Raw genomic sequence first — 24,957 nt, 5'->3', positions numbered from 1 at the left:
TGGCACATCCAAACGCTTGCAGGAGCAACACATGAATACCTTCAGCAAAACGGCTGACCGCCAGGGTCATGTCGCTGGCAACGCCGTGCCCGGTCGCGGCAAAACGCTGCTCTGCGCACTGTTCGCAGTGTGCCTGATGGGCAGTGGCTCGGCCTTCGCCGGTGACCCGTGCAAGTCCGTGCTGTGCCTCTACGGCAAGTTCACCGGCAACAGCGGTGGCAGCGAGTGCCGCAGCGCCGAGCAGGACTACTTCAGCATCCTGGTCAAGAAGCACGGGAACATCAAATGGAGCCAGACCGCCACGGCGCGCCAGGACTACCTCAACAGCTGCCCCGGTGCTGATCAGAGCTACACCCAAAAAATCAACGACAAGTTCGGCAAGGTCCGGGGCTAAGCCCCAGATCCTGACAAGCCTGACAAGGAGAACACCATGCGAGTATTCATTGCGGAAAAGCCTGCCCTGGGCCAGGTCATTGCCGAAGCGCTGGGCACCGTCATACGCAAGGACGGCTATTTCGAGTGCGGCAGCAACGATATCGTCACCTGGTGCGTGGGCCACCTGCTCGAACTGGCCCCGCCCGAGGTGCACAACCCCGATTATAAAAACTGGGTTCAGGCCGACCTGCCCCTGAAACTGCGCCCGGCCAAATACCAGCCCATCGCACGCACCAAGGACCAGCTGAGCATTGTCCAGCAGCTGATCGGTCGCGCTTCGGAAATCGTCCACGCCGGTGATCCGGACGACGAAGGCCAGCTGCTGGTCGACGAGGTCCTGGTGCATTTCGGCAACACCGCGCCGGTCAAACGCATCCTGATCAACGACATGAACGCCAATGCTGCCCGCAAAGCGCTGGAAGGCCTGCGCGACAACAGCGAGTTTTACGGCCTGTTTCAGAAAGCTCTGGCCCGCAGCATCGGTGACCAGCTGTACGGCTTCAACATGACCCGCGCCTGCACCCTGGCCGGTAGGGCCAAGGGCGTCAAAGGCGTGTTGTCAGTAGGCCGCGTGCAGACCCCGATCCTGGGGCTGATCGTGAACCGCTATCTGGCCAACAAAAGCCACGCCAGCGCGTTTTACTACACGGTTGCGGCAAGCCTGGGCTTTGGTAGCAGTCGTGCGCAGGGCCGCCTCGTGGTGGCCGCGGATGCCCCGCTCGATGACAAGAACCGCATCATCGACGAGGCGTATGCCACTCAAGTGGCTGATGCGTGCCGAATGAAGCCCGCAGACGTGATCGAGGCGCGTGTGGAAGAGAAGCAAACGGCGGCACCTTTGCCGTTCGCGTTGCTCGACCTTCAGGTGTACATGAGCAAGACCCACAGCATCGATGCCGAGAAAACCCTGGCCCTGACCCAGGCACTGCGCGAGAAGTACAAGGCCATTACCTACAACCGGTCTGATTGCAGTTACCTGTCCGATGAGCAGTTTGCCGAGGCTCCGCAGACCTTAAGCCTGCTGAGCGAAGCTCTGCCCGACCTGGCCGGGATGTTCAGCGAGGTGAATTCGGAACGTAAAAGCCGGGCTTTCGACGACAGCAAGGTCTCGGCCCACACCGCGATCATCCCCACGGCAGTGAAGATCGACATTGCCCAGCTGAGTGACGATGAACGCGCCGTGTACTTGGCCATCGTCAAACGCTATGTCGCGCAGTTTTTGCCCGAGAAGCGTTACCTCAGTGCCGAGGTGAAGTTTGGCGTGAACGGCCACACCTTCGTTGCGCGCTCCACCAAAGTGACGCAGCCCGGCTGGACGGCGCAGGTCACTGAAGAGAACGAGCAAGACGAAGACGCATCGGACGCTGCCGAGGTTGCGAGTCCCTTCGATGCGCTGGCGGATCTGAAAGTCGGTGACGCCGGGGTATGCGACGGCATTACGGTCGCCAAGGAAAAGACCAAACCCTTGCCGCTGTACACCGAGGCCACGTTGCTCAAGGACCTGCAGAGGGTCGCCAAGTACGTGCAAGACCCACGCATCAAGCAGCTGCTGATCGACCGCGACCAGGGCAAGAAAGGCGAGAACGGCGGCATCGGCACCCCGGCGACCCGCGCCGCGATGCTGGCCAAGCTTCAGGAACGTGGTTTTTACGCGGTAGAGAAGAAAAAACTGATCCCCACCCAGTTGGGGCTGGAGTTCATCGCCGCATTGCCAGCGATTGCCACCACGCCGGACATGACCGCGCTCTGGCATGAACAGCAACAGATGATCGAGGCCGGTGAACTGACCGTAGACGCGTTCCTGGACGAACTGGAGGACTTCATTGCCCACCAGGTGCATAACGTCGATCTGGGCAACGTGCAAGGTGATGGTAAGCCGATATTGGACAGCCTGAACGCTCAGTGCCCCATGTGCGGCGGTGAACTGGCCGTCACCCCGCGAGTGATCGGCTGTCGCGCCTGCGCTTTCAAGTTCCATCCGGAAGTCAGCGGCAAGATGCTGTCGCCCGGCCAGATCGAGGCGCTGCTGACGAATGGCAAGACCGGCGTGCTGAAGGGTTTTCACAGCAAGAAAACCGGCAAGTCCTTTGAAGCGGCCCTGAAGCTCAATCACGAAGCCAAGCTGGAATTCGTGTTCAGTCGCAAACCCACGCGCGCGTAACCCTCTCTCCTAAGGAGGCTTTGGCTATGCCAGAGGAACAACAGCCCAAGGCAGCGCAGTGGCCAGACGGCGAAACGATGACGGCGCACTGCCCCAACTGCGAAACACCCGCAACCGTCGATATCGTCAACGTCAGAGCGTGGGACATGACCTGGCGTCCAGTGGATTGCGACACCTGTTTTGCCGAGTTTGAGTTGTCGGCAGACGGTTCAACGGCATTGATGCTGGGCCCTGCCGAGGAGACCACAACCCGTGGCCGTGAGCTTCTGAGCACGATATTCGTGTTTGACCCGAACGAAGACACCCCTTAACGAACTCATTGCAGAAGGAGCGCAATCATGGCGCGTGGCATCAATAAAGTGATCCTGGTAGGCACCTGCGGACAAGACCCTGACTGTCGTTACCTGCCCAACGGCACGGCGGTAACCAACCTGAGCCTGGCCACCAGCGAGCAGTGGGCTGACAAGCAGAGCGGGCAGAAGGTCGAAAAGACCGAATGGCACCGCGTGTCGCTGTTTGGCAAGGTGGCTGAAATCGCTGGTGAATACCTGCGCAAGGGGTCGCAGGTCTACATCGAGGGCAAGCTGCAAACCCGCGAATGGGAGAAAGACGGTATTAAACGCTACACCACGGAAATCGTCGTGGACATGCAGGGCACCATGCAGCTGCTCGGTGGCCGTCCACAGGGCGACGCTCAACAAGGGCAGAACGGCCACGACAGCAGTGGCAGCGACCACCACGAAACCCCACGGCAGCAAGCACCCCAGCAGGCGGCATCGGAAAAACCGTCCGGCAAGGGCAAAGCGGCACCAAAACCGCCACGTGCATCAGGCAAGCAAACTCAGGCCAAAGCGCCTGCGCCGCAACCCGCCGGGGATTTTGGAGCCGGAGATGACGATATCCCCTTCATGGACCCCTACCGGTTCAACTGGATGCTTGTCTGACCCACCCACACAGCGATCTTGCCCACGTCAGGTGCCGCGCTCCCGGCTCGTCGTGACGCGCTCTATCGTCGCGGCGAACGGAAGTACGGGCGCAGCGCACACTTGACGCTACCCCGTCCAGAAAAGGCTCACCTTGGGAGTGTGGGGTAGCTTCACCACCCCGCGCTCCCGAGGTCAACGCGGCCGTTGCGGGATGACAAGGGCAGCGCCCTTGGTGTTGAAACTCTACGCCACAAACCATTCTATTCAGGCGATTGATCGCCTCAACTCGACCATAGGAAACACTATGAACAACCTTATGCCGATGGAAAATACTACCCACTGGATTCTTCAAGGGAAAGGCGGCGTGGGTAAGTCCTTCGCGTCATCCATTCTCGCGCAGTACATGATTGAACGCGGCCATGAGCCAGCGTGCGGGGATACTGACCCGGTAAACAGCACCTTTTACCAAATTGCTGCGTTAAACGTTCAACTGATCAAAATTGCTGAAGACGGGATCGTGATGCAGCGCCTTTTTGATCCGCTCTTTGAGTCCATTCTGCTGAGCGACAGGGTGTCGGTTGTCGATAACGGAGCCTCGACGTTTTTACCGTTCGCGCAGTTCATAAAATCCAATTGTGTTCTTGAAACAATGCAGGAATACGGTAAACAGGTATTCATACACTGTGTCGTCACCGGTGGCCAATCGAAAGACGACACGGCAGCCGGACTAATTTCCTTGATTGACCTGGTGCGAAGCACCCAATCCAATGCAAAAATTGTTGTTTGGGTAAACGAGTTTTGGGGTAAGCCTACTTTTGATGGCAAAACCCTGGAGCAGAATGAATGGTTTCAAGAGGCCTTGCCGATCATTCAAGGGGTTGTCACAATCGTTCAAAGAAATGGTGATGACTTTATTACTGATATTCGACTGATGACTGAGCGGCACATGACTTACCGTGAAGTTAAAGTCTCCACTGACTTTGGCTTGATGCCTAAGTCAAGAATATTCAATGTGTTTAATGATGTTTATCGTCAATTGGATGTGGTTTTTTCCCGTGAGGATGGAAACTCGAATGAATGATAAAGAGCTGAATCAGAAAATTCGTAATGAAGTATTCTCCGAACATGGGATTCGCCTGTCCGAACAAGATCCCATCTTTTCCGTAGTGCTTGCCAATAAGATGATGCTCGACAGTGTGAGTGATTCACTGGAAGAGGTGGTTCGTGATGTTCCACGCGCGATGAATACGGTCATTGAGAAAATTGTGCTCGCTGTTGAAGATTCGGAAAGGACTGTAGGGTCTTTACGAGACGAGACCAAAGGCATGTTGAGTGCTTTAACCAAACTTGAAATTGAAAATGCGCATCAACGTTTCAAGGAAATTGTGGTTGCTGATACCTCTGCTGTATTGACGGGGTCTACTCAGGCGCTGCAATCAGTGGCTGCAAAGGCGGAAGGCAAAATAAACGAACTGTCAGCGAGTTTGCGAGATACCAAGCTGTTAATTACGAATGTTTGTCTTTCTGTTGCCCTTGCTTTAATTGTGATGACGGCTTCTATTGGGGGGGTGATGTTGTACAATTTTGCGCAGGACAGTCAGGAAAGCGCCAACTATTGGTATGGAGAGTCAAAAAAACAGAGTCAGGCGATTGATAGTTTGCCCAATAACGTTAAAAAACAGGTGTTAGAGCTGATGAGTAAAAAGGGGTGAGTTAACCCCTTTTCTGACTATTTTCGTCCGTATATTCGGTCTTTGTCAGGAACAGAGTGGTGCACTGCATTGCTGTCTCTGCCGTTACCGCCGAGCCCTGCGAAAGGGTGAGGCTTACCTTCAGGCTGTTGAGATGTTGTTAGTTTCTGACTCGCACTATGTGATTCTGAACTTCCAGCGATGCCTGTATTTGCCTCACTTATCTTAGTGCTACGGCGGATTCTGTACAGAGCGCTTTCGAATGTTTTCATGGTGATTGCCAATCCATCATCTTCTAGCGCTTTCAGAATGGCTGTGCGGCTCACCCCTGCCTCAAGCGCTCTTTCGATGTCAGGGAAAATGTCACGAAGGCGGCTGGCCACACTGCGACCGTTCTGTGCGTTGGCCATTCTGTTTAGGGTGTCAGCAATGGTTGATTTGGCCATAAATGTTCCTTTTCATCAGGGTTTGCAGTGGGGATGCAGTGAAAGTGCAGTGCAATGCAGTGTAGGTGCAGTGTAGGTGCAGTGCAAATGCAGTGAGGTGCAGTGCGCGCGCAGTGATAATGCAGTGAAAGTGTAGTGGGATGCAGTGTAGGTGCAGTTATTTTGCAGTGCGAGTGCAGTGCAAATGCAGTGTGCACTTGTCTTCTGGAACCGTACTCGAAATCCGAATTCGCAAAACAGGCACGTTACCGATTGTCTACAAAAAAGAGCTTCGCCTTTTTCGTATCCAATCGACGTGCCAAAGGGGATACCCCTTTGGAACCCCGCAGAGCGGGAAAGCGTTGTCTTTGTCGTTGTTGGTTGTCGTCATCCAGGTGCCCTCAGGAGGTGATTTTGTGGCCAAAAAAGTGACCAAATCATGCCCCGTGTCATGCCGTTTCACGGATGAACAGTTCGCCCGGTTTGCCGAGCCCATCGCGCAATCCGGTCTAAAGCCCGCCCGATTCTTTCGCGACCTGGTGATGAGCCGCTCGCCAACCTTTGAGCAGTCCGCAATCGACAAGAAGCGGATGCAGCAGGTATTCGAAAAGTCCGGACATGCTCTAAACAAAGTTGCCTACTCCGCAAACTCGGCACCTTACAACGGCACGCTTTATCAAAAGCAGTATCTCCACTGGCTTAATAAGCTGAACGCTATTCAACAACTATTGCTCACGGTATTGCCCGAGACTGACCCACCAAAGCCGTCAAGGCCAGTCCATAACGGCAACCGTGGCTCACCTAACGTATCTGGCAAAAAAGTTCATATCATCCGGTTTCGACTCACCCAAGACGAAATGGCCCAGTTTAATGACATGATCAAACGGGCGGGCTGTTCTGCATCAGCCTTTTTTAGAGAGCTTATTTTAAATCAAAAACCGGTGTTTAGAGAGTTTACCGGGTTTAGGAAAAGAATAGTATTCATCGTCAACAAAGCCGGTAACAACATTTCTCAGTTGGCTTATATCGCTAAATCAGCCAGTGATAGGGGCCTTATTGCCGACAGTGTGAGAGACAAATGGTATGAATCGCTTGTGGTCATCGAAACGATTTTATTAGCAGGTATAGAATATGCTGATTAGAGTCAGTGGCTATAACACCGGGGCGCAGGAGTACTTAGAAAAAGGCAATAAGTCAGGTCGGGAGTTCACCCGTGATGAACTGGACCATCGCTTGATCATTGAGGGGCAGCTCAGTCTGACCAGGGCCATCTACGAAAGTATCCCAGATTACGGTCAGGACCGGTATCTTACTTTTACACTCAGTTTCAAAGAAGACACCGTTTCGCCTGAGTTGCTTAAATCTATCACGACCGACTTCAAGAACTTTTTCATGCATGCGTATAAGCCAGAAGAGTTCAATCTGTATGCCGAAGCGCATTTGCCCAAAATGAAAACGGTGACTGACAGGAAAACCGGTGAGGTCATTGACCGCAAGCCACACATCCACATCATTATCCCGCGCATCAACCTGCTAAGCGGCAATGAGGCCAATCCGGTTGATGTGTACAAGAATCATGAAAAGTACTTTGAAGCTTTTCAGGAACACATCAACCAGAAGTATGGCCTGTCTTCGCCGCGTGAGAATGTCCGTGCGGACATCGCCGACGCGGCCAGTGTCCTGTCTCGCTATAAAGGCGATGACTTTTACGGCAAGAACCGCCAGTTCAAACAGGATTTGGTCAAGCAGATAATTGAACGGGGTGTGACTACACGGGCTGACTTTTATGCCTTGGTAGCTGAACACGGTGAGACACGCATCCGTAACGAAGGTAAGGACACTGAATATATTTCGGTCAAATTGCCGGGTGACGCAAAGGGCACGAATCTGAAAGACACCATCTTTCAGGATGACTTCATTGTCAGGCGTGAACTGAAGAAACCACCGCTTGAAGCCAGTGTGATTCAGGAGCGCTTGCTCGCCTGGCCGCAGCGCGCGAGGGAAATCAAGTACGTCAACAAGGCCACCCCCAAGTTTCGCAAAGCCTATTCCGAAGCCTCCCCTGAAGATCGTGTTCGGCTACTGGCCGAACGCGAAGCCAGGTTTTATCAAACTTATGGAGAATCCCATGACTCAGTACACACCGGGCAACGACAGAGAGATCACCAGCGAAGTCCTGCTGAAACTGCGGGGCGACGCACTGCCGCACCTGCCGATGGCCTGCAAGACCTGTCCGTCAGCAATGTGGCAGATCACCGGCAAGCCGGATCGGCCCGAAGCCGTGACGGTGCGCTGTTACTGCCCAGTGATGCACACGTTCACCTGGGACAGTCGCAACCAGGAGGAGATTCTGGATTGCGACCACCTGTACCAGGAGGAGGACGAGGAAGACGGAACGGGTCCACAGCTGAGCGAGGAAGAGGAGGAAGCGGGCCTGCCGCCGTTTCTCAGGAAGCAACGGGAACAGCAACGCCAGCAGGCGCTACAGGCCGACGCCGGGCCGGAGCTGGAAAGCCCCGAAACGCCCGAGTACGAGCTGGACGAATAATCCCGCCGTATGCCAAGAACCCTCACCGTGTCGCCACCATCGCTGACATCGAGGAGCGAGGCCGACGCCTGTTTGATCCGCTCAAGAAGCCTTCTGACAACGCGCTGGTGTTCTACAGAGCACCTTCCGTCACGTCGATGCCCAAGGCAGCGACTGCGACAGCAACGCCTGGACGATCCACTGCCGGGCGTAGGCCAAGGACTTCCGGCAAGCCTCGCCCTCCCCGCCAATGGCGGCCTGGTTCTGTCGTCCCGCCCTACGCCAAGAACCCCCACCGGGTCGCCACGGTGGCTGACATCGAGCAGCGCGCCCGGATGCTGTTCGATCCGCTCAAGCGGCCCGCAGACAAGGCGCTGGTGTTCAAGCGCGCCTCGATCAAGGCCCTGACCGTTAACAGGCAGGCCTCGACGGTGGCCGCGTATTTCACGCGGGAAGCGCAGCACAACCAGATTGCCCCGGCTCATCGCCGGGCCATACGCCGGATCGATCAGCAGTATTACGCGCTCAGGCGCGCCGTGTTCTCCGATCAACGCTTAACCCGCCAGGACAAGGCGCAGCTGGTTTCCGTGCTGACCTTCGAACGGCTCAAAGCACGTGAACAGTTCCGTAACCCGAAACCCAACATCGAGGTAAATCTCATGGGCAGTGCAGCCATACGCAATCTTTTAGACGATGAAAAGGAAGACCCAGGCTTCAGCATCAGCGGTGCAAGAGGGCCTGGCCCAGAAGGCGTGCGTGACCGTGTGAAGCGTGTCATGGATCGCTTTGCCAAACAGGTTGATCCCGCCGCCGCCAGTCAGCGGGCCCGCGACCTCAGCGCCAAGGATCTTTACACACGCAAAGCCAAGTTCAGCCAGAACGTGCATTACCTGGACAAGCAGACCGACAAGACTTTGTTTGTGGACACGGGCAAAACTATCTCCATGCGCCGCACGGGCATTACCGAATCCGGGGTGTCGGTGGCCCTCCAGCTTGCCCGGGAGCGGTTCGGCAGCACACTGACCATCACCGGCACCGCCGAATTCAAAAAGCTGGTGATCGAGGCCGTGGCCAAGAACGGTCTGGACGTTCATTTCACTGACAAGGCCATGAACCAAAGCCTTGCGGCTCGTCGTGCAGAGCTGGACATTGAGCGTGGTGGCCAGAGCATTGGTCCTGCCACCGACTTGCCTCGGCACGTTGATGACGCCACACGGGACGTGCGGGACCAGGCGGATCGGATGGGCGTTACGGTGTCCATCGAAGCACTGTATGGCGAAGGCAAAACGGCTGAGCAGGTTAGCCAGGCGCTGGCCACCCAGCTGGACACCGTGCCGGAACCAGAGCGCGTTGCATTTGTGGAGACGGTGGCGATCACCCTGGGCATTCCAGAACGTGGCGTGCCCAAGGGCGACCAGGCGTTTGCACAGTGGCAGGCGCAGCGTGCGCAACCGGCTGCGGATTCCGCAGCAACGTCAACGTCTGAAGCGCAGGCCAACGTGCCAACGCCTTCAGACGCTGCGCCCGAGCCGGTGAGTCCGACCGCGTCCACCAGCCCAGCGCCTGCGAGTCCAGAAGCCGCGAAGCCTGCTCAGGCCAACGACCCGGACCTGCAGAGCCCCAGCGAGCTGGTCAGGCGTGAAGCGCAATGGCGTCGGGATTTCCCGATGTCCGAAGCGGATGTCAGAGCGTCAGATACGGTCATGGGCTTGCGAGGTGAGGACCACGCCATCTGGATTATTGCGACGGATGACAAGACCCCAGAAGCCGCTGCCATGCTGACGGCCTACATGGAAAACGACAGCTATCGTGAAGCGTTCAAAGCCAGCATCGTGGCCGCTTACAAGCAAGTCGAAAACTCGCCTAAGTTGATCGATGACCTAGACCACCTCACGGCGATGGCTGCGCAAATAGTCAATGAGGTGGAAGACCGTTTGTTCCCTGCACCTCAACCAGCAACGGGCCAGACAGCCCCGGTCAGGGGCAAAGTCATCGAGGGCACGCTGATCGAGCACGGGGAAGCACCCTATCAGCACAAGGACGACAACCAGATGAGCTACTTCGTGACGCTCAAGCCCGAGGGGGGTAGACCCCGCACGGTGTGGGGCGTAGGGCTGGAAGATGCCATGAAGGATTCGAATCTGAAGCAAGGCGACCAGGTACGGTTGCAAGACCTGGGCACTCAGCCTGTCGTGGTGCAGGTCATCGAAGAGGACGGCACTGTCACGGACAAAACGGTCAACCGCCGCGAATGGTCAGCGCAGCCGACCGCGCCTGAGCGGGAAGTGGCAGAGACCACGCCCAAGGGGCAGGCCGCAGCAGCCGGCACACCGGAGCTGTCATCGCCGGATGAAGATGACGGCATGAGCGTGGACTGAGCCGTCCGGTTACACCACCTCCTTGCCTGGAGGTGGTTCCCAGAAACCATTCGACGCACCTACAGTGAGCCACTACTATAGAAGCATATTTCTCATCCGGATAATCCAATTGGAAGTCAAAGAGCTTGTGCCGATGGCACCAGAAGCCTTCAAGGCTGAAATCAAACGTAGAGGCTGGGAGCCTGAGCTGCTGGCCGTACGCTGGGCCATGAGCAAACGCCGAGTGCATCAGATCATTGCGGATGGAGACCGGCCCAGGTACTACGACGATGCCGTGATGGCGCTCCCGGCAATCCTAAAATAGAAATATATTTCTTTATCTTTTGCGAAATATACTTCACAATTGCCCCATCAAGACGCAAAGTCCAAGGGGCATGTCGATGGAATATCTAGTCATTCTTCACACGGCACAGGGCTATGTTCGCACTCGCTACCCACGCCATAAGCAGGCACAGGCTATCGCGCATTGGCAGGAATATGCGGCCACTGGCAAGAAAGCCAGCCTGATGATCGACTGATCGACCCGCCCAGCTCTTCGGGGCTCTCAAGCGGTTCCTGATACGCATCACAACCCCCTCAATCATGTGCAGCGCTGAGCCCAGCGCTACGGCGCAGGGGGCAGTTTGCATCCGTTAAAGAGGTGAAGGACATGATTAACCACAGAACGCAAAAACTGCACGCTCAGCAGGTGCTTGAGCACCTGGCCCACGGTCTGGCACAGCCGATAGCGCTGCCCCGCGAGACCATTGAAGAAGCGCTGCGCGCAGCCATCATGAACGGACGACTTGAACCGGGTGAACGGCTCACGCAGCAAGCCATTGCCGATGCCTTCCAGGTCAGCCGGATGCCGGTGCGTGAAGCCCTGCGTTCGCTGGAGACGCAGGGCTACATCGCGACGGCGTATCACAAAGGCTATCGGGTCACGAACGGCCAGGAGTTGCCCCGGCACGGTCACCTGCCTGGCTTGCTGAGGTGCGTGGCAGAACGGCATACGCAGCTGGGCGACCTCGAAGCAAAAGTCGCCTTTGAAAACGAAATCCTGCGCGTCCTGGGCCGACTGCGTCCAACCCCGAGCGGATGCTCCAGTGAGGCGCTGTAGGTCTGGCAGTTCTGCATCCAGGTATTGGCACTGAAACGCGAACAAGGAATGACAACAATGACAAACCACCTTTGTGAATTCATTCGCAACGACAATGGCCGCAATGACGAAGGGTCTCTGCTGATCAGCCAGGATCGGCTCGACGGTGTGTCTGGGGACGCATGGGAGGCCAGTGCCGACTGGCTTGACGCGGCTGATTTTCAGCGGTTCCGGCGCGGGCTTTACCCACGGCTGCTGAACAAATCGAGCGATGAAAGACCGGTGGTGGCCAGGAAAGCGTCCTAGCTCGTTGAAAGCAGCGGATTTTGTAGGGCGAAAAGCGAGGGCCCCATGTTACTATCCGGCACAGTTTTATTTGCAGGAAAGCGACGATGTAGATTCACGAATCGCAGAAACCAAAAAGCCCCGCTTGCCGGCGGGGCTTTTTGGAAAATCTTGAACAGGCCGTTTGAAGAGCGGAATACCTGTTCAACACACATAACGTGAGCTGATTATGGCGTTCACTGCGGCTTTGTGCAAGCCGTCAAAAGTGAAGCCTTCAGTTCACCGCTGAACGGTGGACTTATGGAAAAGATTCTTCAGCGGCTGTGCGTCCTCGATGACCGCACCCTGCCCCCCCAGTTGACCCCTTGCGTCACACCCTTTCACGCCGTTGGCCAACTTTCTGGCCAGGGCGGTGAAGCATGAACCTCGACCACGCGCTCAGCCTTTCTCTCGCATCCTCGCACACGGCCAACGCCGATCCGATGGCCATCAGCACCCACCTGCCTCCGGCCCGCTTCTTTGAAGACGGCACTGCGCTCAACCGGTTATTGCTGGAAGCGCCGTATCTGGCGCGGTGCAGCGACGACAAAACCGCGACTCGCGTCCGTCCTCGTGAATACGCGCTGCGTTATCCCTATATGCAGGTCAATCGCCCCGGCATGGTGTCGTGGCTGGTATTCGACCTGGACCATGCCAACGCCTTGGCCTGGGACGATGCCGGGTTGCCCGCGCCGAACCTGATGGTGCGCAACCGCAAAAGCGGCCATTCCCAGTTGTTTTATGCCGTCCCGTCCGTGTGCACCACCGAGAACGCACGGGCCAAGCCGATTCAGTACATGAAGGCGATCTATGCCGCGTTTGCCGCTCGCCTTGATGCCGATGTGGACTACCACGGTGGCCCTGTGGCCAAAACACCCGGTCACCCTTGGTGGGAGACGACCGAATTTCACAACCACGTGTACGAACTGGGCGAACTGGCAAGCGCTGTGGAGTTGACCGTCAAGCCTTGGGCCACAGGCCCCAAGCTTGACCAGGTCAGCCATTCGCGCCACTGCATCCTGTTTGAGCAGCTGCGTTATTTTGCGTACAGCATCGTCAATCGCGAGCGCGAGCTGGGTTCGTTTGAGTCTTTCATGCGCTCGCTCGATGCGTATGCGTACAACCACAACAGCTTTCTAAAGCAGGGGTTTTCGGAAAACCTGCCGCTGTCGTCGATACGCGCCACGGTCAAATCCGTAGGCCGCTGGACGTGGGATCGCTACACCGGTGATCGCCGTTGCCACCGGGGGCCATGCAGCTCGATGGCAGCTTGTCGCTCACCGAACGGCAGAGCCTGGCGGCCAGGCGCACCAATGAGCTGCGGCACAAAGCCACAGAATCGAAGATCCGAGCAGCGTGCAGGCAGCTTCAAGACCAGGGCAAGGCACTGGTGCGTTCTGCGATTGCAACGCTCGCCGGAGTTTCGGTGAGAACGGTGGCCAGCTACACGCACATCCTCACTGAAGTCGCCCAACCGGCCACTGTGAGCGTTCTCAGGGCCAGCCGTAAGGCTGTGTCCGTACCACCTCGGCAAGATCGTTCACCCACTACCCCACCCGTTCCGGGCCCAGTTGGGCAGCCTGCAAATGATCGCGTCTTGGGTGTGCAATCCGGTGTACATCAGATATCTGCGGTCCCGCAGGGGCCGCAACCCGGAGAGCCCTTAAAAACAGAACATGAGGATGGTTCATGATGGGGAGTGCGCGTATGAATTCAGTGCGTGCAGCGGTGGCTTTGCGTGCTGCTGGTCGGCTTGAGTTGACGTGTTGAGGCGCTTAGTCGTTAACTGTACATGCATAGGAATTTCAAAATGCCTATGCATCAAGCTGACGCTTGGAAGGAGGCGTCATGCCTTCATAGCGATGTGTAGGAAGACGCTGATGCGTTACTTATGCAGTGAAAATCCCTATAAATCAGCGTTAATGCAGGTTATTTCACCGCGAAGCCTAGGTGCGGACGCACCTTCCCCCTGTCAGGGCTTCACGTACCTCATCTGCGCGATCGCCTGAGCGTTGAGGACCAGTCCCTGTACCGTCAGCCCGCTGATTGCCGCCGTGTATACCATCCGCGCGCCACACAGCACGCAACGGAACGGATCGACGTTTAGAAAGGCTTTGGCCATCTGCACAAAATACAGCTTCGGTGTCGGTCCTGGCGTCGCCATCTTCAATGCTTCATACACCTTCGGCAGGTATTTCCCACACACCCGATTGGCCAGAAAACCAAAATACCGGATCATCCGGAAATGCTTTTCCGGGATGTGCTGCACCACCCGGCGCAGCATGTCGGCCTGGCTCAGCGTTTCCTGCTGATAGGTCTGCGTGCGGTGATCCAGGTAGGTAAAGCTCAACGTGGCTCCGGAGGTGTAATGCGCCAGACGACTGCCCGAGATGGGCGGTTTTTTCAGGTAGCGGCCCAGGTAATTGACGGTCTTTCGCCCGTTTTCCGTCTTCTTCGACAAGTGGATGTGCCAGTGCTGGCCGCCAGCGGTCAGTATCAGACGGTGCCAGTCGCTTTCACAGTGGATGTGGGCCAGCTGCGGCGGCATCGTCAATTGCGAAAGCGGCTGTCCCAGCAGGTAATCGCGCACCAACCACATCCAGCGCCGCCGCAGGGCCTCTTTGTGGAACGACAGATTTTTCCAGACGCCCTGCTCATCCAGGCCGCCCGCGGTCACCGACAGGTGGACGTGGGGATGCCAGTTGAGCCGCCGTCCATAGGTGTGCAGCGCCCCGAAAATCCCGACGCGCAAACCGCGCCGCTTGGCGGTGTAGATCAGGTTATCGGCCGCCAGACGAAACAGCGCATCAAGCAGCCAGCGGTTGTAGAAGAACAGGGACCACAGCGTGTCGGGCAGCGTGAACACCAGATGCTGCCAGGGGCAGTCGGGCAGACGGTTGTTTTGCACGGCGATCCACTGGTCGGTGGCCTTTTTGCCGCAGGAAGGACAGGCCCGGCAATGGCAGGTGTTGCACAGGTATTTGACGTGCGGGCAGCTGTCGTTGCCGCAGGTGTAGTGTTTGACGCCCAGTATCGAGGTGCCGCAGGCGAGCATTTTGCTGATCGACTCCACTTCGATTTGGCGCAGACCGCCGGCCTCCAGCAAATCTGCCCAGCAGCCGTTGGCCGTGAAGAGGTTTTTGAGCGGTCGAGGTTTGTAAGCAGGCGGTGCAGAGGCCACGTCAGCAGGGCGGCTCCTCATCGTGGTGAATGACGGCGGTGATGGCGAATCCGCCTGGCCCTTCTCTCATCGAAACGCTTACGCAAGAAGCGTCGGGAAACATGTCGTTCAGATACGTTGTCTGGCAGCAACTACAAAGATCGACATCACCCAAAGGATCGATATCGAAGAAAAAGTCGGTATCGGGAACGAAGGTGGTATGCCCGGCGCGTTGGAGACGGGTCTGCTTTGCCTTGGCTTTTGCCCGGCTCGCCCGTTTACGTTTTTTGGTCTCTGACGCCATGTGTAAGCCTGTGCTGAGGAGGGATCGACTCGATTTCGGCTATGATAACCGATTTCAAAATCCCACAATTTGCAGCCGCAGGCTGCCCAGTTCTCTGACAGGGTGCTGGTGAGCGGCCTGACGCCGAGTTGAGGGGTTGGTGTGCCTGGCCGGGATTCTCCTATGCACGGAACTGTTGTACTTAACTTACCACTAATGTATACTCTGAAAAATCCCATTTTTTTGGAGAGGAACCGGGCTGGAGCGCCTGTATTTACTGGCTTCGACTTTTGAAGAAAAGGCTTTTTCAGACCTTCCCTAATGGAAGATTTCCAATTTTTTCAAACTTTCTGATCAGACAAGATGGATACTATGAAACTTAATTGCACTTTCTCTAAAATCAAGTTTGCGGCCTTAGCCGGTCTTACTGTCATTTCTCTGCAAGCACCCCTTGTTCATGCCGACGATGGCGCTAATAATATGGCTGGCTCTCAAAACCAAGGAGACACGATCGCAGCTGAACCGCAGCCATCCGTCTGCTGTACTCCCATGGCTTGTATTACTCCTTGCCCATAAGGGTGGAGAGTTGCTGGCCCAAGGTATTGAACCGCCCCGGGTTTCTCGGAGACTCCAACCTTTGAGAGGATGGAGCGATGAAAAAACTACCGAAGTACTCCCCAGAGGTCCGTGAGCGGGCCATCAGGATGGTTTTCGAACACCTTCCTGAGTACGAGTCGCAGTGGGCCACCCTCAGTGCCATTGCCCCCAAGATCGGCTGCACGCCCGAGACATTACGGCTGTGGGTTCGCCAATCTGAGCGCAACAGCGGCCAGCGTGATGGGCTGAGCACAGTCGAACGTGAGCGAGTCAAGCTGTTGGAGCGTGAGAACCGTCAGTTGCGTCAAGCTAACGAGATATTGCGTAAGGCCTCAGCCTATTTTGCCCAGGCGGAGCTCGACCGCCCATTCAAACGATGAAGACGTTTATTGATGAAAACCGCCAGTCTTACGGGGTCGTGCCGATTTGCAAGGTGTTGCCAATCGCCCCGTCGACGTACTACCGGTACGCTGCTCAGCAGGCTGACCCCAGCCAGCAGTCAGCGCGTGCGCAGCGTGACCAGGAACTGGGTGAGCACATCCAGCGAGTCTGGGATGAGCACTTCCATGTATATGGCATGCGCAAGGTCTGGTTTCCTTGAACCGATCTATCCCTACGTTATCCAGCTCAGGATCAGACTGTCCCTGAAAAACGCCAAGCAAATTTTGTGGCGTTTCACCATGTCGGATAATGACAATGATCATCGAGCGTCGTCACTTAGCATTATTATTAGATGCACAGAACTTCTATATGACGCGCAGTTATCAAAGCCTTCATTTGTGACCTCAAAAGACGACAGAGCGTTTCCCAAGGCGGCAATACGAATGTTCATGTTGCACCCCTGTGTACTATTCGCGAAATAATCTACCTATGATGTATAGAATAAGCTACTGATAAAGTTTAATTTTTTCGGGAATCAGCAGCTGTTTTTCCGAAATATACTAAAGGGGTAATAGATGCGCAACTGAACCAGAAAGGGTGATACCATTCATATATCCAGCCACTTCCGCTACTCGCCAGCTTTTATCCTTTACTGAAACAATATTAGCACGCTTTAGTTCGGTTACTAGTAATCGAGTCGCCGCTATGCGCTTTGCGGGATTCTCGGCGATAATATTAAAGCTCCTCATCAATAAGGTGTTTGATTCACCACGAGTCAAACCATCGAGTTTATAAAGAAGTGCTTGCGCTATTTGTGCGTGACTGACAAGTGCATCTACGGGGTTCATAATGTTAGGGTAATTAGCCTCGATTCCGCTAGGTGAAAAATGGCGCTCTTTATCATAAGCGACAAAAAGTGTTGATATGGCGTTGAGTGGCGAGTAAAAAATAATATCGTCGATGAGTTGAGTGCGATTTTTAAAATGTAGAGAATAACAACTTTTTTCGGCACTATCCTTAACGGTTTCGATTTCGTGAGCGGCTGCCATGATGACCTCCAACTGAACTTTCATCGTGCCAACGTTGCCACCGAAAATTAAATACGCATCGCCTTGGGAGTCCAATCCTTGGCTTTCTTTAGTTATTTTCGCATTGATATTACGTAGATCTTCTTCAGGTTTATTTCCGGCCTTGATAGATATTCTTTTCACCCAGCAGTGATCAATGCTTTTGAAGCTATTCAGTAGAATATCCTGGATTAAATTAGTTGAAATTGTCAACGCGTCAATGGTGCTTAAGTGCGGTACTAGTTCACTACTACCGTTCTTTTTTGACCAATTGGCTGGGTAGCTAATAGTTATATTTGCGTCCACTGCACTTTCGGTGAGGTTAACATGTCTAGCACTATACTCCACATGTTTGAAACCATCGCCAAAGAAACGATCTTTAGCGGGTCCCAAATGATTTTCTATATTGCTAAAACTAAGGTCTTGCATGGATACATTCCTTATAAACCATTCTTTGCTGCTTTTGAAGTTTTTCGACTGCGGAAGCTATACAGCTACCAATTTTTATAAAAATGGTGGCTCTGTGTGGCCTTTGGGACGGATTTGGTTCCATGCAAACGTAGGTCAACGCCAAAGCTTTATTTGGCGCAGCTGGCCAAAGCGTTCTTAAGGAGACGCTGAACAATTAACCCGTTCGCACCGTCCCCATTTCCAAGCCGGTTTTTTTCAACCTGCCGACCTTATTTTACGTTTCTCGAGCAGATTTCTGCCCTCATTTTGCTGAAAGGCGGGCCAGTCCCGCCTTTCAGACGGATTTATCCTGCCGTCTGTTGTAAATACCGCTTGGCCAGCATCAGATTGGCCAACCCAAACAAACTGAACAACTGCGCTGTATTCTTTTCCAGCCCACGGTAGCGAACCTTGCGATGATTGAAGCGCACCTTGATTACCTGGAAGGGGTGCTCGACCTTGGCACGCAGTTGCGCCTTGGCATATTCAATTTTGCGCTTGACCCGATACAGCACGCTGCCTTCGCCGTGCTGCTTGTAACTGCTTGGCCGTTCTGCAATCGACCAGATAACGTCCCGTTCAGCATGCTCCGGTCGCTTGGCCGCACCGGTGTATCCAGCGTCACCCGAAACATAGGTTTCGTCACCGTGAAGCAACTGGCCAACCTGGGTGACATCCGCCACGTTAGCGGCCGTCCCTACTACGCTGTGCACCAGCCCCGACGTGGCGTCTACACCAATGTGGGCCTTCATCCCAAAGTGCCATTGATTGCCTTTCCTGGCCTGATGCATCTCAGGATCACGCTTGCCTTCTCGGTTCTTGACCGAGGGCGGCGCGGCGATCAGAGTAGCGTCGACGATAGTGCCTTCCTTGAGCAGCAGCCCCCGGCTGGCCAGATGCTGGTTAATCGTTTCAAACAGCAGCCGGGTTAGCTGATGGACTTCCAGCAAGCGGCGAAAACGCAGCAAGGTGGTGGCATCCGGTGCAGACTCGCGACCCAGGTCGATACCCATAAAACCGCGGATGGCCTGGCTGTCGTAGACGGCATCTTCGCAACCTTCATCGGAGAAACCGAAACACTGCTGCACGACGTACATGCGCAACATGCGCGACACCCCTATCGCAGGGCGTCCGCGCTTGCCTGCGGTGTTGCTATAAAACGGCGCCACTTGCGCCTCCAGCAGGGCCCAGGGCACCAACTGTTCAAGGTCAGCCAGGAAGCGATCTCGGCGAGTCTGCTTTTTCTTGCCGGTATATTCGAGTTCGGAGAAGGTCTTCTGCACGCGCGTAACGCTCACGGAGAGGGAGGCTGTTGAAGGAACTTAGTGTGCCAAGGGTGGGGACAGTTGGCTATTTTTGCAGCGCCTCCCTAGGGAGACGCTGATTTATTCTAAAACCCAGCTGTTGCCCCCAGATAAATCAAGGCCTCCAGAGCCTTGCAGGGACGAAAAATCGAATAAATCAGCGGCTCCTTAAGTATCCTCTGAAAAAGCCCATTTTTTTGGAGAGGAACCGGGCTGGAGCGCCTGTATTTACTGGCTTCGACTTTTGAAGAAAAGGCTTTTTCAGACCTTCCTTAAACGGCGATCGGTTGGGGCACGTCAGGGAGCAACGAAACATCAAACGCGCGACGCCCGGGAGACCGTGCGTGAAAACGAGGTTTCTTGCTACATTCAGACCTTAACTTTAGCCTGGTTCTGTGCCCAGACACGCTTTACCTGGCTGACACTGACCCCGGCCAGCCTTGCAGTTTCCGCAATGCTACATCCACCGCTTTTAAGAGCGATGACCCGTTCATGCATTTTGGTATCCGGTTTACGCCCAGCGTATCGACCGGCGCCCTTGGCCAAGTCGATGCCTTGGCGCTGTCGCTCTCGCCGGTCCTCGAAGTCGTCACGCGCTATTTGCAAGGCCACACGCAACAGCATGTCTTGTACGCCTTGCAACACCACCTTGGCGACACCACGGGACGCCTCGGTCAATTGCGATAGATCGACGATTCCAGGCACTGCCAGGCGTGCGCCCTTAGCCCTGATCGCGTCCACAAGTTTTTCTGCTTCGACCAGAGGAAGACGGCTGATTCGGTCGATCTTTTCCGCAATGACGACTTCACCCGGTTGCAGGTCCTCAATCATGCGCAACAGCTCGGGACGGTCGGATCGAGCGCCCGAGGCCTTCTCGCGATAGACCGCAGCTACGTAGTAGCCTGACTCTCGAGCATTGCCAATAATCGCTTCTTGGCGCTGCAAGTCCTGGTCTTCGGAACTGACACGCAGGTACACCCGCGCAACGTTGAGAGTCGTCATACTGTAATCCTTTAGATACGTTCCTGATTCAACACTACGTTTACGCTTCCCAGGGGTTAATGACGTTCAACCCGGCAGCCTCAAAAGGGCCAGTGTCACGGGTGGCGACGGTGAAGCCGTTGGCGAGGGCGATGGCTGCAATGAAGGCATCTGCCGTTTCGACCGCCAACCCGGCTGCGCGGGACTTGGCCAGCAGCTCGGCATAAGCCTTCGTACAAGTCATATCGAACGACAGCACCCTATTGGCGAACATCGGCAGCAGGTGCTTTTCCAGGTTTTCACGCAAGCTATCCTGGCGTTTTCCGACAGGCATCAGCGCGATACCAGCACGCAACTCGGCTACCGTGATGGTGGACAGATAAAGCGTTTCCAGCGCTTGTGCGTCGATCCAGTCAAGGACGTGGGCATTGGGCTCTCGGCGCTGCGGTTCTGAAATTACGTTCGTATCGAGCAGGATCATTCAAAGCTCACCGCACGGGCCGGAGACGTGATGCGCGTGTTCTCAAACAAGGTGTGTTCTTTATCGGTCAGACCACCAACCTCGCGGGCAATAGACGCCAAGAACGAGCCAAGTTTCACACGTCCCTCGGGTCTCGCCGCCCGCTCCAAGATGTCGCGTATTTCGGCCTCGGTGCTGCGCCCGTGCAGGGCAGCTTGGATGCGGATTGCCCGATGCACTTCATCGGGTAGATTTCTTACGTTCACGTTTGCCACTTGGTAGTTACCAGTTTTTCATCAGTGGTATCACTATATGCTTTTGATACCATAAATCAAGAATGCTTGATTGGTCCATTTAGGTATACCCAAAGGGACAGAGTCTATCAGGGGTGGCTCATTTCTCCAGAAAGCAATCCTAAAGAGCCATGTAGAAAAGAGCTACCCATTTGAGCCGTATCATTTTGCACCGCTACACCTTTGTGTCCTTTCGGCGCTAAGCACAGGAATAGGTCATTTCGCGATTGTGCTAATTAGCTAATTAGCACAATCGCGACTCTGAGAAAGGCGTCTACTTGGTCGAGCCGGGCATGGCCTTGCGCCAGTCCAAGGCCACAACATTAAGAGCCGTAGGAGCGTTACGTAGCGCTGGCGGCCGAGGCTGCAATGGAGCAACCAACCGACCATAAGATGAATGGCCAATTGCTGTTATCGGCATAGCTAAGTGGGTTAATGCCTTTAGCTATTTAGCTATTTAGCTATTTAGCTAAATCAATAATCTGCTTGCACTCATCCAGATCATGGCTATACTTTGCTTAATCTTAGCTAATTAGCTAATTCGATAAAAAGGAAGCCCCGCAAATGCTACCCCCTCTTGCTATCGGCTGCATCTCTCAAAAAGGCGGCGCTTGGAAATCTACAATCGCGCGCGCACTTGCTACCACCTACACGGCAGCAGGTTGGGAAACTAAGATTATCGACCTCGACACAAAACAAGCTACAGCTACCAACTGGCAGCAGCGCCGTCTGCTGGCTAACATCGAACCCGCTATTCCGGTACAGCTCTTTGGCAATGTGGCCACCGCAGTCAGTCGCGCCGGAGATGCCGATCTATACATTTTCGACGGCCCGGCGAACGCCACCGAAGAAACTGTGAAGATCGCCAAGGCCAGCAACTTGCTGATACTGCCAACGGGCCTAACTTTAGACGACCTCGACCCACAAATTGCGCTTGCCAACACCTTGGCCGATCTGCACGGCGTGCCGGTAGACCGCATAGTGTTTGCCCTATGCAAGGCTACAAAACGCGATGCGGCAACTGATGCCGCACGCGAGTACCTGGGAAAAACGCGCTTCGCCACACTCGCTGGTTCAATCCAGCACCAAGATTGCTATGCAGACGCAATGAACAAGGGCCGCTCTGTAACCGAAACCTCATTTCGGAGCCCACGCGCCAAGGCAATGGAAGTCATCCAATCAGCTGTCGATCACTTCAGCCGACTCACTAAATAGCATAAAAGCTAATTAGCTAAAGCGCGAATTAGCTAATGATGTGTTATTATGAGGTCACCGCTAATTTAGGACTCAACGCTATGTCTACCAAGACTTCCAAGCCCGGCGAAGCCCCTGTCGTCAAGGTGCCCAAACCACCACGTCGCGATTTGGGTGAGCCACCAAAATCAGCCGCCGACACGGCAGCAGTTGGCAACAATACTAAGGTAGCGGCAGACGACAAACTGGTGGACTTAGGCTTTAAGCTCGATCAAGCATTCAGGCGTGAGTTCCGCACATTCTGCGCGAGCAATGATATATCGCAGGTAGGTGCGTTCAAGGAGGCAATGAAGGACTACATGAAAAAGAAGGGCTGGCAATCCAGCGAGTAAGAAAGTCGAGTGCCAAGGGCTTCTACCACCTTGGCACTCGTGACAAACCGAAACCCCGCAAAAGGTGTACGAAATGTCAGGTCAAGAATATAACATTATTCGCCGCACGCCCGTAGTCGAGCTATGCAACATTCCAGCCCGGCAGTTGATCGAGTTTCTCAAGCAATGCCGCCCATTGGTTAGCGAAGCGATTTTGATAGCGCGCCTGAGTCGGTGAACTGCATAGACAGTTAGTGAAAATATCCCTGTATCGTCCACGCCCAGCCCAGCCCGTTCTGGGCTGCGGCATCTTTTTAGTGTCCATGAAAATGAAGACGCAACAGCATCAATTCAATGCTGTGGCTGTGGGCTGCCCAGCTCCGCGCTTGCTGCCGGTGCGCGCTAAGCGAGAATCAACATAATCTCACCCACAGCCATTCGTCGGGAAAAGTGGAATTTGGATCCTATATTTCTTAGCCTTATTGTCAGACAACAGGACAAAAACATTATGCTCAGCTTCTCACGACCTCAATCCCTTGTTGAAGGTGTCGTGTCAACGATACGCAAAGAAATAGCGAGTGGGGGGCTCCCAGCCGACTCGAAGATGCCAACAGAACATGAGCTGGCTGATCAGTTCGGCGTCAGCCGCTCGGTCGTGCGCGAGGCCATTTCACAGCTGAAAGCCGATGGCGTGCTAGTTATTCGTCGGGGCAACGGCTCTTTTGTTTCTCAAAATCCCTCTGGAACGGTTTTTAGGCTGCCAAGCAGCGAGAGCCATACAGCGGATCTCGCTAAGCTGTTTGAATTGCGCTCGTGCATTGAAATACAAGCGGCGTCACTGGCTGCGCAACGGCACACGACGAAAGATTTGGAGCGGCTGTCTGACGCCATCTCACTGATGGAAGGTAATGCCGGCAATTTTGAAGCATCTTCAAAGGCGGATGTGGAATTTCATAGGGCCATCGTAGCTGCCTGCAAAAACGAATACCTGGCTGCATTCCATGACTTTCTAGAAAGCCAGCTCATCCGGGCTCGTTTCATGGCGTGGGAAAACTCGTCAAAGCTTGCGGTAGGTCCAAGCGGTGCCAACCGCGAGCACCGTGAAATTTACGATGCGATCAAAAGTGGCAACCCGGTTGAAGCCGCTAACTGCGCACGCTTGCATCTGAATTCTGCCGCTCTACGCCTCAATATAGATGTGATGGAGTAGCGGTATCCGTGAGGACACCGGTACCTGTCGCCGTTCATTTTGGTTGTCAGACAACCAGATATAAAAAGGACTTTCATGATTTACGATTTTTGTGTGATTGGGGGTGGGATTGTGGGGCTGGCCACAGCCATGCAACTGCTTAAGGCTCATCCAGGCGCGTCGTTGGTGCTCGTGGAAAAAGAGGCCGCGATAGCAAAGCACCAAACTGGCCACAACAGCGGGGTCATCCATGCTGGGGTCTATTACGAGCCTGGCAGTTTGAAGGCCCGACTGTGCAAGCGCGGGGCAGAACTGAGCAAAGCATTCTGTACCGAACACAAGATCCCATTTGAAGTTTGCGGGAAAATGCTTGTTGCATCTAATCCTCGGCAGCTTGCCTTGCTCAGCAATCTTGAGGAGCGAGCCAGAAAGAATGGGCTCAACGTTGAACGACTTGACGCTCAGGCGCTAAGGAGACGCTGATTTATTCTAAAACCCAGCTGTTGCCCCCAGATAAATCAAGGCCTCCAGAGCGTTGCAGGGACGAAAAATCGAATAAATCAGCGCCTCCTTAGGTCAAACGATAGCTGCAATTCAGGAGCATGAGAGCCACGTATCGGTGTCATCAGAAGCGTTATCCTGGAAGTCTAAAAAAATTGTAGTTTGCGCGGGTTTACAGTCTGATCGTCTAGCTGCAATGGCTGGGCTGAATGTCGATTTTCAGATCATACCTTTTCGTGGTGAATACTTTCGTTTACCGCCAGAAAAAAATAATAGCATCAATCACCTGATTTACCCAGTACCAGAAGCAGGGCTTCCATTTCTCGGGATCCATTTAACTCGCATGATTGATGGAGGGGTTACGGTTGGGCCCAATGCTGTGCTTGGGCTTTCGCGCGAAGGCTACAAAAAACTTGCATTTAATGCGCGCGATGTTTTGGAATATAGTTTGTATCCAGGTTTTTGGAAGCTTCTGGGAAAAAACTTACGCTCGGGTGTCAGCGAAATTAGAAACTCGGCCTGCAAGAAAAGCTACCTAGAGCAATGCCGACAGTATTATCCCTCTCTCAACCTTGAAGACTTAAAATCTTCGGACGCAGGCATACGCGCACAGGCCGTCACAAACAAAGGAGGATTTGTACAAGATTTTCTGTTTGTACAAACATCCAGAATGCTGCACGTGTGTAATGCGCCATCACCTGCAGCTACTTCGGCTATTCCAATAGCCGAAATGATAGTGGCAAAACTAGAAGGCTCTGTAGTTTAATTAGGGCTGCTCGTA

Annotated in this window: 26 protein-coding genes, 4 pseudogenes and 1 other annotated feature; of the genes and pseudogenes, 19 read left to right on the top strand and 11 right to left on the bottom strand. The window is 54.6% G+C overall.

Annotated elements, in window-relative coordinates; translation table 11 throughout:
• Window positions 1-31 precede the first annotated feature (31 nt).
• From BLT55_RS29350 to BLT55_RS29325, 6 genes are all read left to right on the top strand, one after another.
• Entirely contained in the window at window positions 32-394 is a 363-nt protein-coding gene (locus BLT55_RS29350; protein ID WP_054999201.1) for a TrbM/KikA/MpfK family conjugal transfer protein, read from the top strand.
• A 36-nt stretch (window positions 395-430) separates the two neighbouring features.
• Entirely contained in the window at window positions 431-2,596 is a 2,166-nt protein-coding gene (locus BLT55_RS29345) for a type IA DNA topoisomerase (RefSeq protein ID WP_054999202.1), read from the top strand.
• Between the two features lie 26 nt (window positions 2,597-2,622).
• A complete protein-coding gene (locus BLT55_RS29340; protein ID WP_054078325.1) occupies window positions 2,623-2,907 on the top strand; it encodes a hypothetical protein in 285 nt (94 codons plus the stop codon).
• A 27-nt stretch (window positions 2,908-2,934) separates the two neighbouring features.
• The gene (locus BLT55_RS29335) at window positions 2,935-3,540 is read left to right on the top strand and encodes a single-stranded DNA-binding protein (RefSeq protein WP_004667938.1); all 606 of its coding nucleotides are present in this window, start codon (window positions 2,935-2,937) and stop codon (window positions 3,538-3,540) included.
• 193 nt (window positions 3,541-3,733) lie between these two features.
• A complete protein-coding gene (locus tag BLT55_RS29330; RefSeq protein ID WP_004662055.1) occupies window positions 3,734-4,603 on the top strand; it encodes a nucleotide-binding protein in 870 nt (289 codons plus the stop codon).
• Entirely contained in the window at window positions 4,596-5,234 is a 639-nt protein-coding gene (locus BLT55_RS29325) for a hypothetical protein (RefSeq protein WP_074801856.1), read from the top strand. Before BLT55_RS29330 ends, BLT55_RS29325 begins: the two co-directional genes overlap by 8 nt.
• 17 nt (window positions 5,235-5,251) lie before the next feature.
• Here BLT55_RS29325 and BLT55_RS29320 read toward each other — a convergent pair whose 3' ends face one another.
• Complete coding sequence (locus BLT55_RS29320) at window positions 5,252-5,659, bottom strand: hypothetical protein (RefSeq protein WP_055001171.1); 408 nt, start codon at window positions 5,657-5,659, stop codon at window positions 5,252-5,254.
• A 395-nt stretch (window positions 5,660-6,054) separates the two neighbouring features.
• Between BLT55_RS29320 and BLT55_RS29315 the strand changes: the two genes are divergently transcribed.
• A complete protein-coding gene (locus BLT55_RS29315) occupies window positions 6,055-6,780 on the top strand; it encodes a plasmid mobilization protein (RefSeq protein ID WP_074801853.1) in 726 nt (241 codons plus the stop codon).
• A 52-nt stretch (window positions 6,781-6,832) separates the two neighbouring features.
• Here the strand turns inward: BLT55_RS29315 and BLT55_RS35065 are convergent, their stop codons facing one another.
• Together BLT55_RS35065 and BLT55_RS35060 are read right to left on the bottom strand one after the other, a co-directional pair.
• Complete coding sequence (locus BLT55_RS35065) at window positions 6,833-7,147, bottom strand: hypothetical protein (protein ID WP_397389535.1); 315 nt, start codon at window positions 7,145-7,147, stop codon at window positions 6,833-6,835.
• Between the two features lie 24 nt (window positions 7,148-7,171).
• Complete coding sequence (locus BLT55_RS35060; protein WP_397389534.1) at window positions 7,172-7,444, bottom strand: hypothetical protein; 273 nt, start codon at window positions 7,442-7,444, stop codon at window positions 7,172-7,174.
• Window positions 7,445-7,766: 322 nt separating this feature from the next.
• Between BLT55_RS35060 and BLT55_RS34270 the strand changes: the two genes are divergently transcribed.
• The 7 genes and pseudogenes from BLT55_RS34270 to BLT55_RS29290 all read left to right on the top strand — a co-directional run bounded on the left by BLT55_RS34270 (window position 7,767) and on the right by BLT55_RS29290 (window position 13,638).
• Complete coding sequence (locus BLT55_RS34270) at window positions 7,767-8,186, top strand: hypothetical protein (RefSeq protein ID WP_054097448.1); 420 nt, start codon at window positions 7,767-7,769, stop codon at window positions 8,184-8,186.
• Between the two features lie 287 nt (window positions 8,187-8,473).
• Entirely contained in the window at window positions 8,474-10,543 is a 2,070-nt protein-coding gene (locus tag BLT55_RS34265; RefSeq protein ID WP_341845503.1) for an LPD7 domain-containing protein, read from the top strand.
• Between the two features lie 109 nt (window positions 10,544-10,652).
• A complete protein-coding gene (locus BLT55_RS29305; protein WP_139206529.1) occupies window positions 10,653-10,847 on the top strand; it encodes a hypothetical protein in 195 nt (64 codons plus the stop codon).
• A gap of 76 nt (window positions 10,848-10,923) precedes the next feature.
• Complete coding sequence (locus BLT55_RS33655) at window positions 10,924-11,061, top strand: hypothetical protein (protein ID WP_167359990.1); 138 nt, start codon at window positions 10,924-10,926, stop codon at window positions 11,059-11,061.
• A gap of 131 nt (window positions 11,062-11,192) precedes the next feature.
• Window positions 11,193-11,642, top strand: coding sequence for a GntR family transcriptional regulator (locus BLT55_RS29300; RefSeq protein WP_074801847.1), 450 nt, complete (start codon window positions 11,193-11,195; stop codon window positions 11,640-11,642).
• A gap of 57 nt (window positions 11,643-11,699) precedes the next feature.
• Complete coding sequence (locus BLT55_RS29295) at window positions 11,700-11,927, top strand: hypothetical protein (protein WP_004667228.1); 228 nt, start codon at window positions 11,700-11,702, stop codon at window positions 11,925-11,927.
• A gap of 398 nt (window positions 11,928-12,325) precedes the next feature.
• Window positions 12,326-13,638 (top strand): annotated as a pseudogene (locus tag BLT55_RS29290) (replication initiation protein).
• Window positions 13,639-13,917: 279 nt separating this feature from the next.
• Here the strand turns inward: BLT55_RS29290 and BLT55_RS29285 are convergent.
• On the bottom strand, window positions 13,918-15,147 hold the full coding sequence (locus BLT55_RS29285) for an IS91 family transposase (protein ID WP_074801844.1): 1,230 nt from the start codon (window positions 15,145-15,147) through the stop codon (window positions 13,918-13,920).
• Entirely contained in the window at window positions 15,128-15,409 is a 282-nt protein-coding gene (locus BLT55_RS33140; protein ID WP_057424767.1) for a hypothetical protein, read from the bottom strand. Before BLT55_RS33140 ends, BLT55_RS29285 begins: the two co-directional genes overlap by 20 nt.
• A 632-nt stretch (window positions 15,410-16,041) precedes the next feature.
• Between BLT55_RS33140 and BLT55_RS31295 the strand changes: the two are divergent.
• A pseudogene (locus BLT55_RS31295) lies at window positions 16,042-16,577 on the top strand (transposase); the annotation flags it as partial.
• Window positions 16,320-16,436 (top strand) — a sequence feature (AL1L pseudoknot). Its footprint overlaps the pseudogene before it by 117 nt.
• On the opposite strand, the pseudogene BLT55_RS34605 reads toward BLT55_RS31295, so the two are convergent.
• The 6 genes and pseudogenes from BLT55_RS34605 to BLT55_RS29240 all read right to left on the bottom strand — a co-directional run.
• A pseudogene (locus BLT55_RS34605) lies at window positions 16,576-16,689 on the bottom strand (histidine phosphatase family protein); the annotation flags it as partial. The pseudogenes BLT55_RS31295 and BLT55_RS34605 sit on opposite strands and share 2 nt — an antisense overlap.
• 237 nt (window positions 16,690-16,926) lie before the next feature.
• Entirely contained in the window at window positions 16,927-17,862 is a 936-nt protein-coding gene (locus BLT55_RS29260) for an AvrD family protein (protein ID WP_055000308.1), read from the bottom strand.
• Window positions 17,863-18,188: 326 nt separating this feature from the next.
• Window positions 18,189-19,166 (bottom strand): IS5 family transposase, encoded by a 978-nt coding sequence (locus BLT55_RS29255; protein WP_007247761.1) that lies wholly within the window; start codon window positions 19,164-19,166, stop codon window positions 18,189-18,191.
• 390 nt (window positions 19,167-19,556) lie between these two features.
• Window positions 19,557-20,189: a recombinase family protein gene (locus BLT55_RS29250; protein WP_044394008.1), complete on the bottom strand. Its 633-nt coding sequence runs from the start codon at window positions 20,187-20,189 to the stop codon at window positions 19,557-19,559.
• A gap of 40 nt (window positions 20,190-20,229) precedes the next feature.
• Complete coding sequence (locus tag BLT55_RS29245; protein ID WP_005769733.1) at window positions 20,230-20,649, bottom strand: type II toxin-antitoxin system VapC family toxin; 420 nt, start codon at window positions 20,647-20,649, stop codon at window positions 20,230-20,232.
• Window positions 20,646-20,903 (bottom strand): FitA-like ribbon-helix-helix domain-containing protein, encoded by a 258-nt coding sequence (locus BLT55_RS29240; protein WP_003381346.1) that lies wholly within the window; start codon window positions 20,901-20,903, stop codon window positions 20,646-20,648. Before BLT55_RS29240 ends, BLT55_RS29245 begins: the two co-directional genes overlap by 4 nt.
• A gap of 582 nt (window positions 20,904-21,485) precedes the next feature.
• Here BLT55_RS29240 and BLT55_RS29235 point away from each other — a divergent pair.
• From BLT55_RS29235 to lhgO, 4 genes and pseudogenes are all read left to right on the top strand, one after another.
• Window positions 21,486-22,136 (top strand): ParA family protein, encoded by a 651-nt coding sequence (locus BLT55_RS29235; protein WP_003344252.1) that lies wholly within the window; start codon window positions 21,486-21,488, stop codon window positions 22,134-22,136.
• An 80-nt stretch (window positions 22,137-22,216) separates the two neighbouring features.
• Entirely contained in the window at window positions 22,217-22,507 is a 291-nt protein-coding gene (locus BLT55_RS29230; protein WP_003344250.1) for a hypothetical protein, read from the top strand.
• A 487-nt stretch (window positions 22,508-22,994) separates the two neighbouring features.
• A complete protein-coding gene (locus BLT55_RS29225; protein ID WP_032704446.1) occupies window positions 22,995-23,696 on the top strand; it encodes a FadR/GntR family transcriptional regulator in 702 nt (233 codons plus the stop codon).
• Window positions 23,697-23,771: 75 nt separating this feature from the next.
• Window positions 23,772-24,942: pseudogene (gene lhgO, locus BLT55_RS29220) on the top strand (L-2-hydroxyglutarate oxidase).
• The last annotated feature ends 15 nt before the right edge of the window (window positions 24,943-24,957 follow it).

The sequence above is a fragment of the Pseudomonas cannabina genome (genome assembly GCF_900100365.1).
Taxonomy (GTDB): domain Bacteria; phylum Pseudomonadota; class Gammaproteobacteria; order Pseudomonadales; family Pseudomonadaceae; genus Aquipseudomonas; species Aquipseudomonas cannabina.
The sequence above is the reverse complement of the archived record's forward strand: the minus strand, read 5'-3'. Positions and strand labels throughout refer to the sequence as shown.

Coding starts and splice junctions, on each gene's coding strand:
- BLT55_RS29330 (WP_004662055.1), top strand. CDS start 3,734: ATGACAAGGGCAGCGCCCTTGGTGTTGAAACTCTACGCCACAAACCAT.
- BLT55_RS33140 (WP_057424767.1), bottom strand. CDS start 15,409: ATGGCGTCAGAGACCAAAAAACGTAAACGGGCGAGCCGGGCAAAAGCC.
- BLT55_RS29245 (WP_005769733.1), bottom strand. CDS start 20,649: ATGATCCTGCTCGATACGAACGTAATTTCAGAACCGCAGCGCCGAGAG.
- BLT55_RS29250 (WP_044394008.1), bottom strand. CDS start 20,189: ATGACGACTCTCAACGTTGCGCGGGTGTACCTGCGTGTCAGTTCCGAA.
- BLT55_RS29300 (WP_074801847.1), top strand. CDS start 11,193: ATGATTAACCACAGAACGCAAAAACTGCACGCTCAGCAGGTGCTTGAG.
- BLT55_RS29235 (WP_003344252.1), top strand. CDS start 21,486: ATGCTACCCCCTCTTGCTATCGGCTGCATCTCTCAAAAAGGCGGCGCT.
- BLT55_RS29335 (WP_004667938.1), top strand. CDS start 2,935: ATGGCGCGTGGCATCAATAAAGTGATCCTGGTAGGCACCTGCGGACAA.
- BLT55_RS29285 (WP_074801844.1), bottom strand. CDS start 15,147: ATGAGGAGCCGCCCTGCTGACGTGGCCTCTGCACCGCCTGCTTACAAA.
- BLT55_RS34270 (WP_054097448.1), top strand. CDS start 7,767: ATGACTCAGTACACACCGGGCAACGACAGAGAGATCACCAGCGAAGTC.
- BLT55_RS29350 (WP_054999201.1), top strand. CDS start 32: ATGAATACCTTCAGCAAAACGGCTGACCGCCAGGGTCATGTCGCTGGC.
- BLT55_RS29345 (WP_054999202.1), top strand. CDS start 431: ATGCGAGTATTCATTGCGGAAAAGCCTGCCCTGGGCCAGGTCATTGCC.
- BLT55_RS29340 (WP_054078325.1), top strand. CDS start 2,623: ATGCCAGAGGAACAACAGCCCAAGGCAGCGCAGTGGCCAGACGGCGAA.
- BLT55_RS29260 (WP_055000308.1), bottom strand. CDS start 17,862: ATGCAAGACCTTAGTTTTAGCAATATAGAAAATCATTTGGGACCCGCT.
- BLT55_RS29230 (WP_003344250.1), top strand. CDS start 22,217: ATGTCTACCAAGACTTCCAAGCCCGGCGAAGCCCCTGTCGTCAAGGTG.
- BLT55_RS29295 (WP_004667228.1), top strand. CDS start 11,700: ATGACAAACCACCTTTGTGAATTCATTCGCAACGACAATGGCCGCAAT.
- BLT55_RS29320 (WP_055001171.1), bottom strand. CDS start 5,659: ATGGCCAAATCAACCATTGCTGACACCCTAAACAGAATGGCCAACGCA.
- BLT55_RS29325 (WP_074801856.1), top strand. CDS start 4,596: ATGAATGATAAAGAGCTGAATCAGAAAATTCGTAATGAAGTATTCTCC.
- BLT55_RS33655 (WP_167359990.1), top strand. CDS start 10,924: ATGGAATATCTAGTCATTCTTCACACGGCACAGGGCTATGTTCGCACT.
- BLT55_RS29225 (WP_032704446.1), top strand. CDS start 22,995: ATGCTCAGCTTCTCACGACCTCAATCCCTTGTTGAAGGTGTCGTGTCA.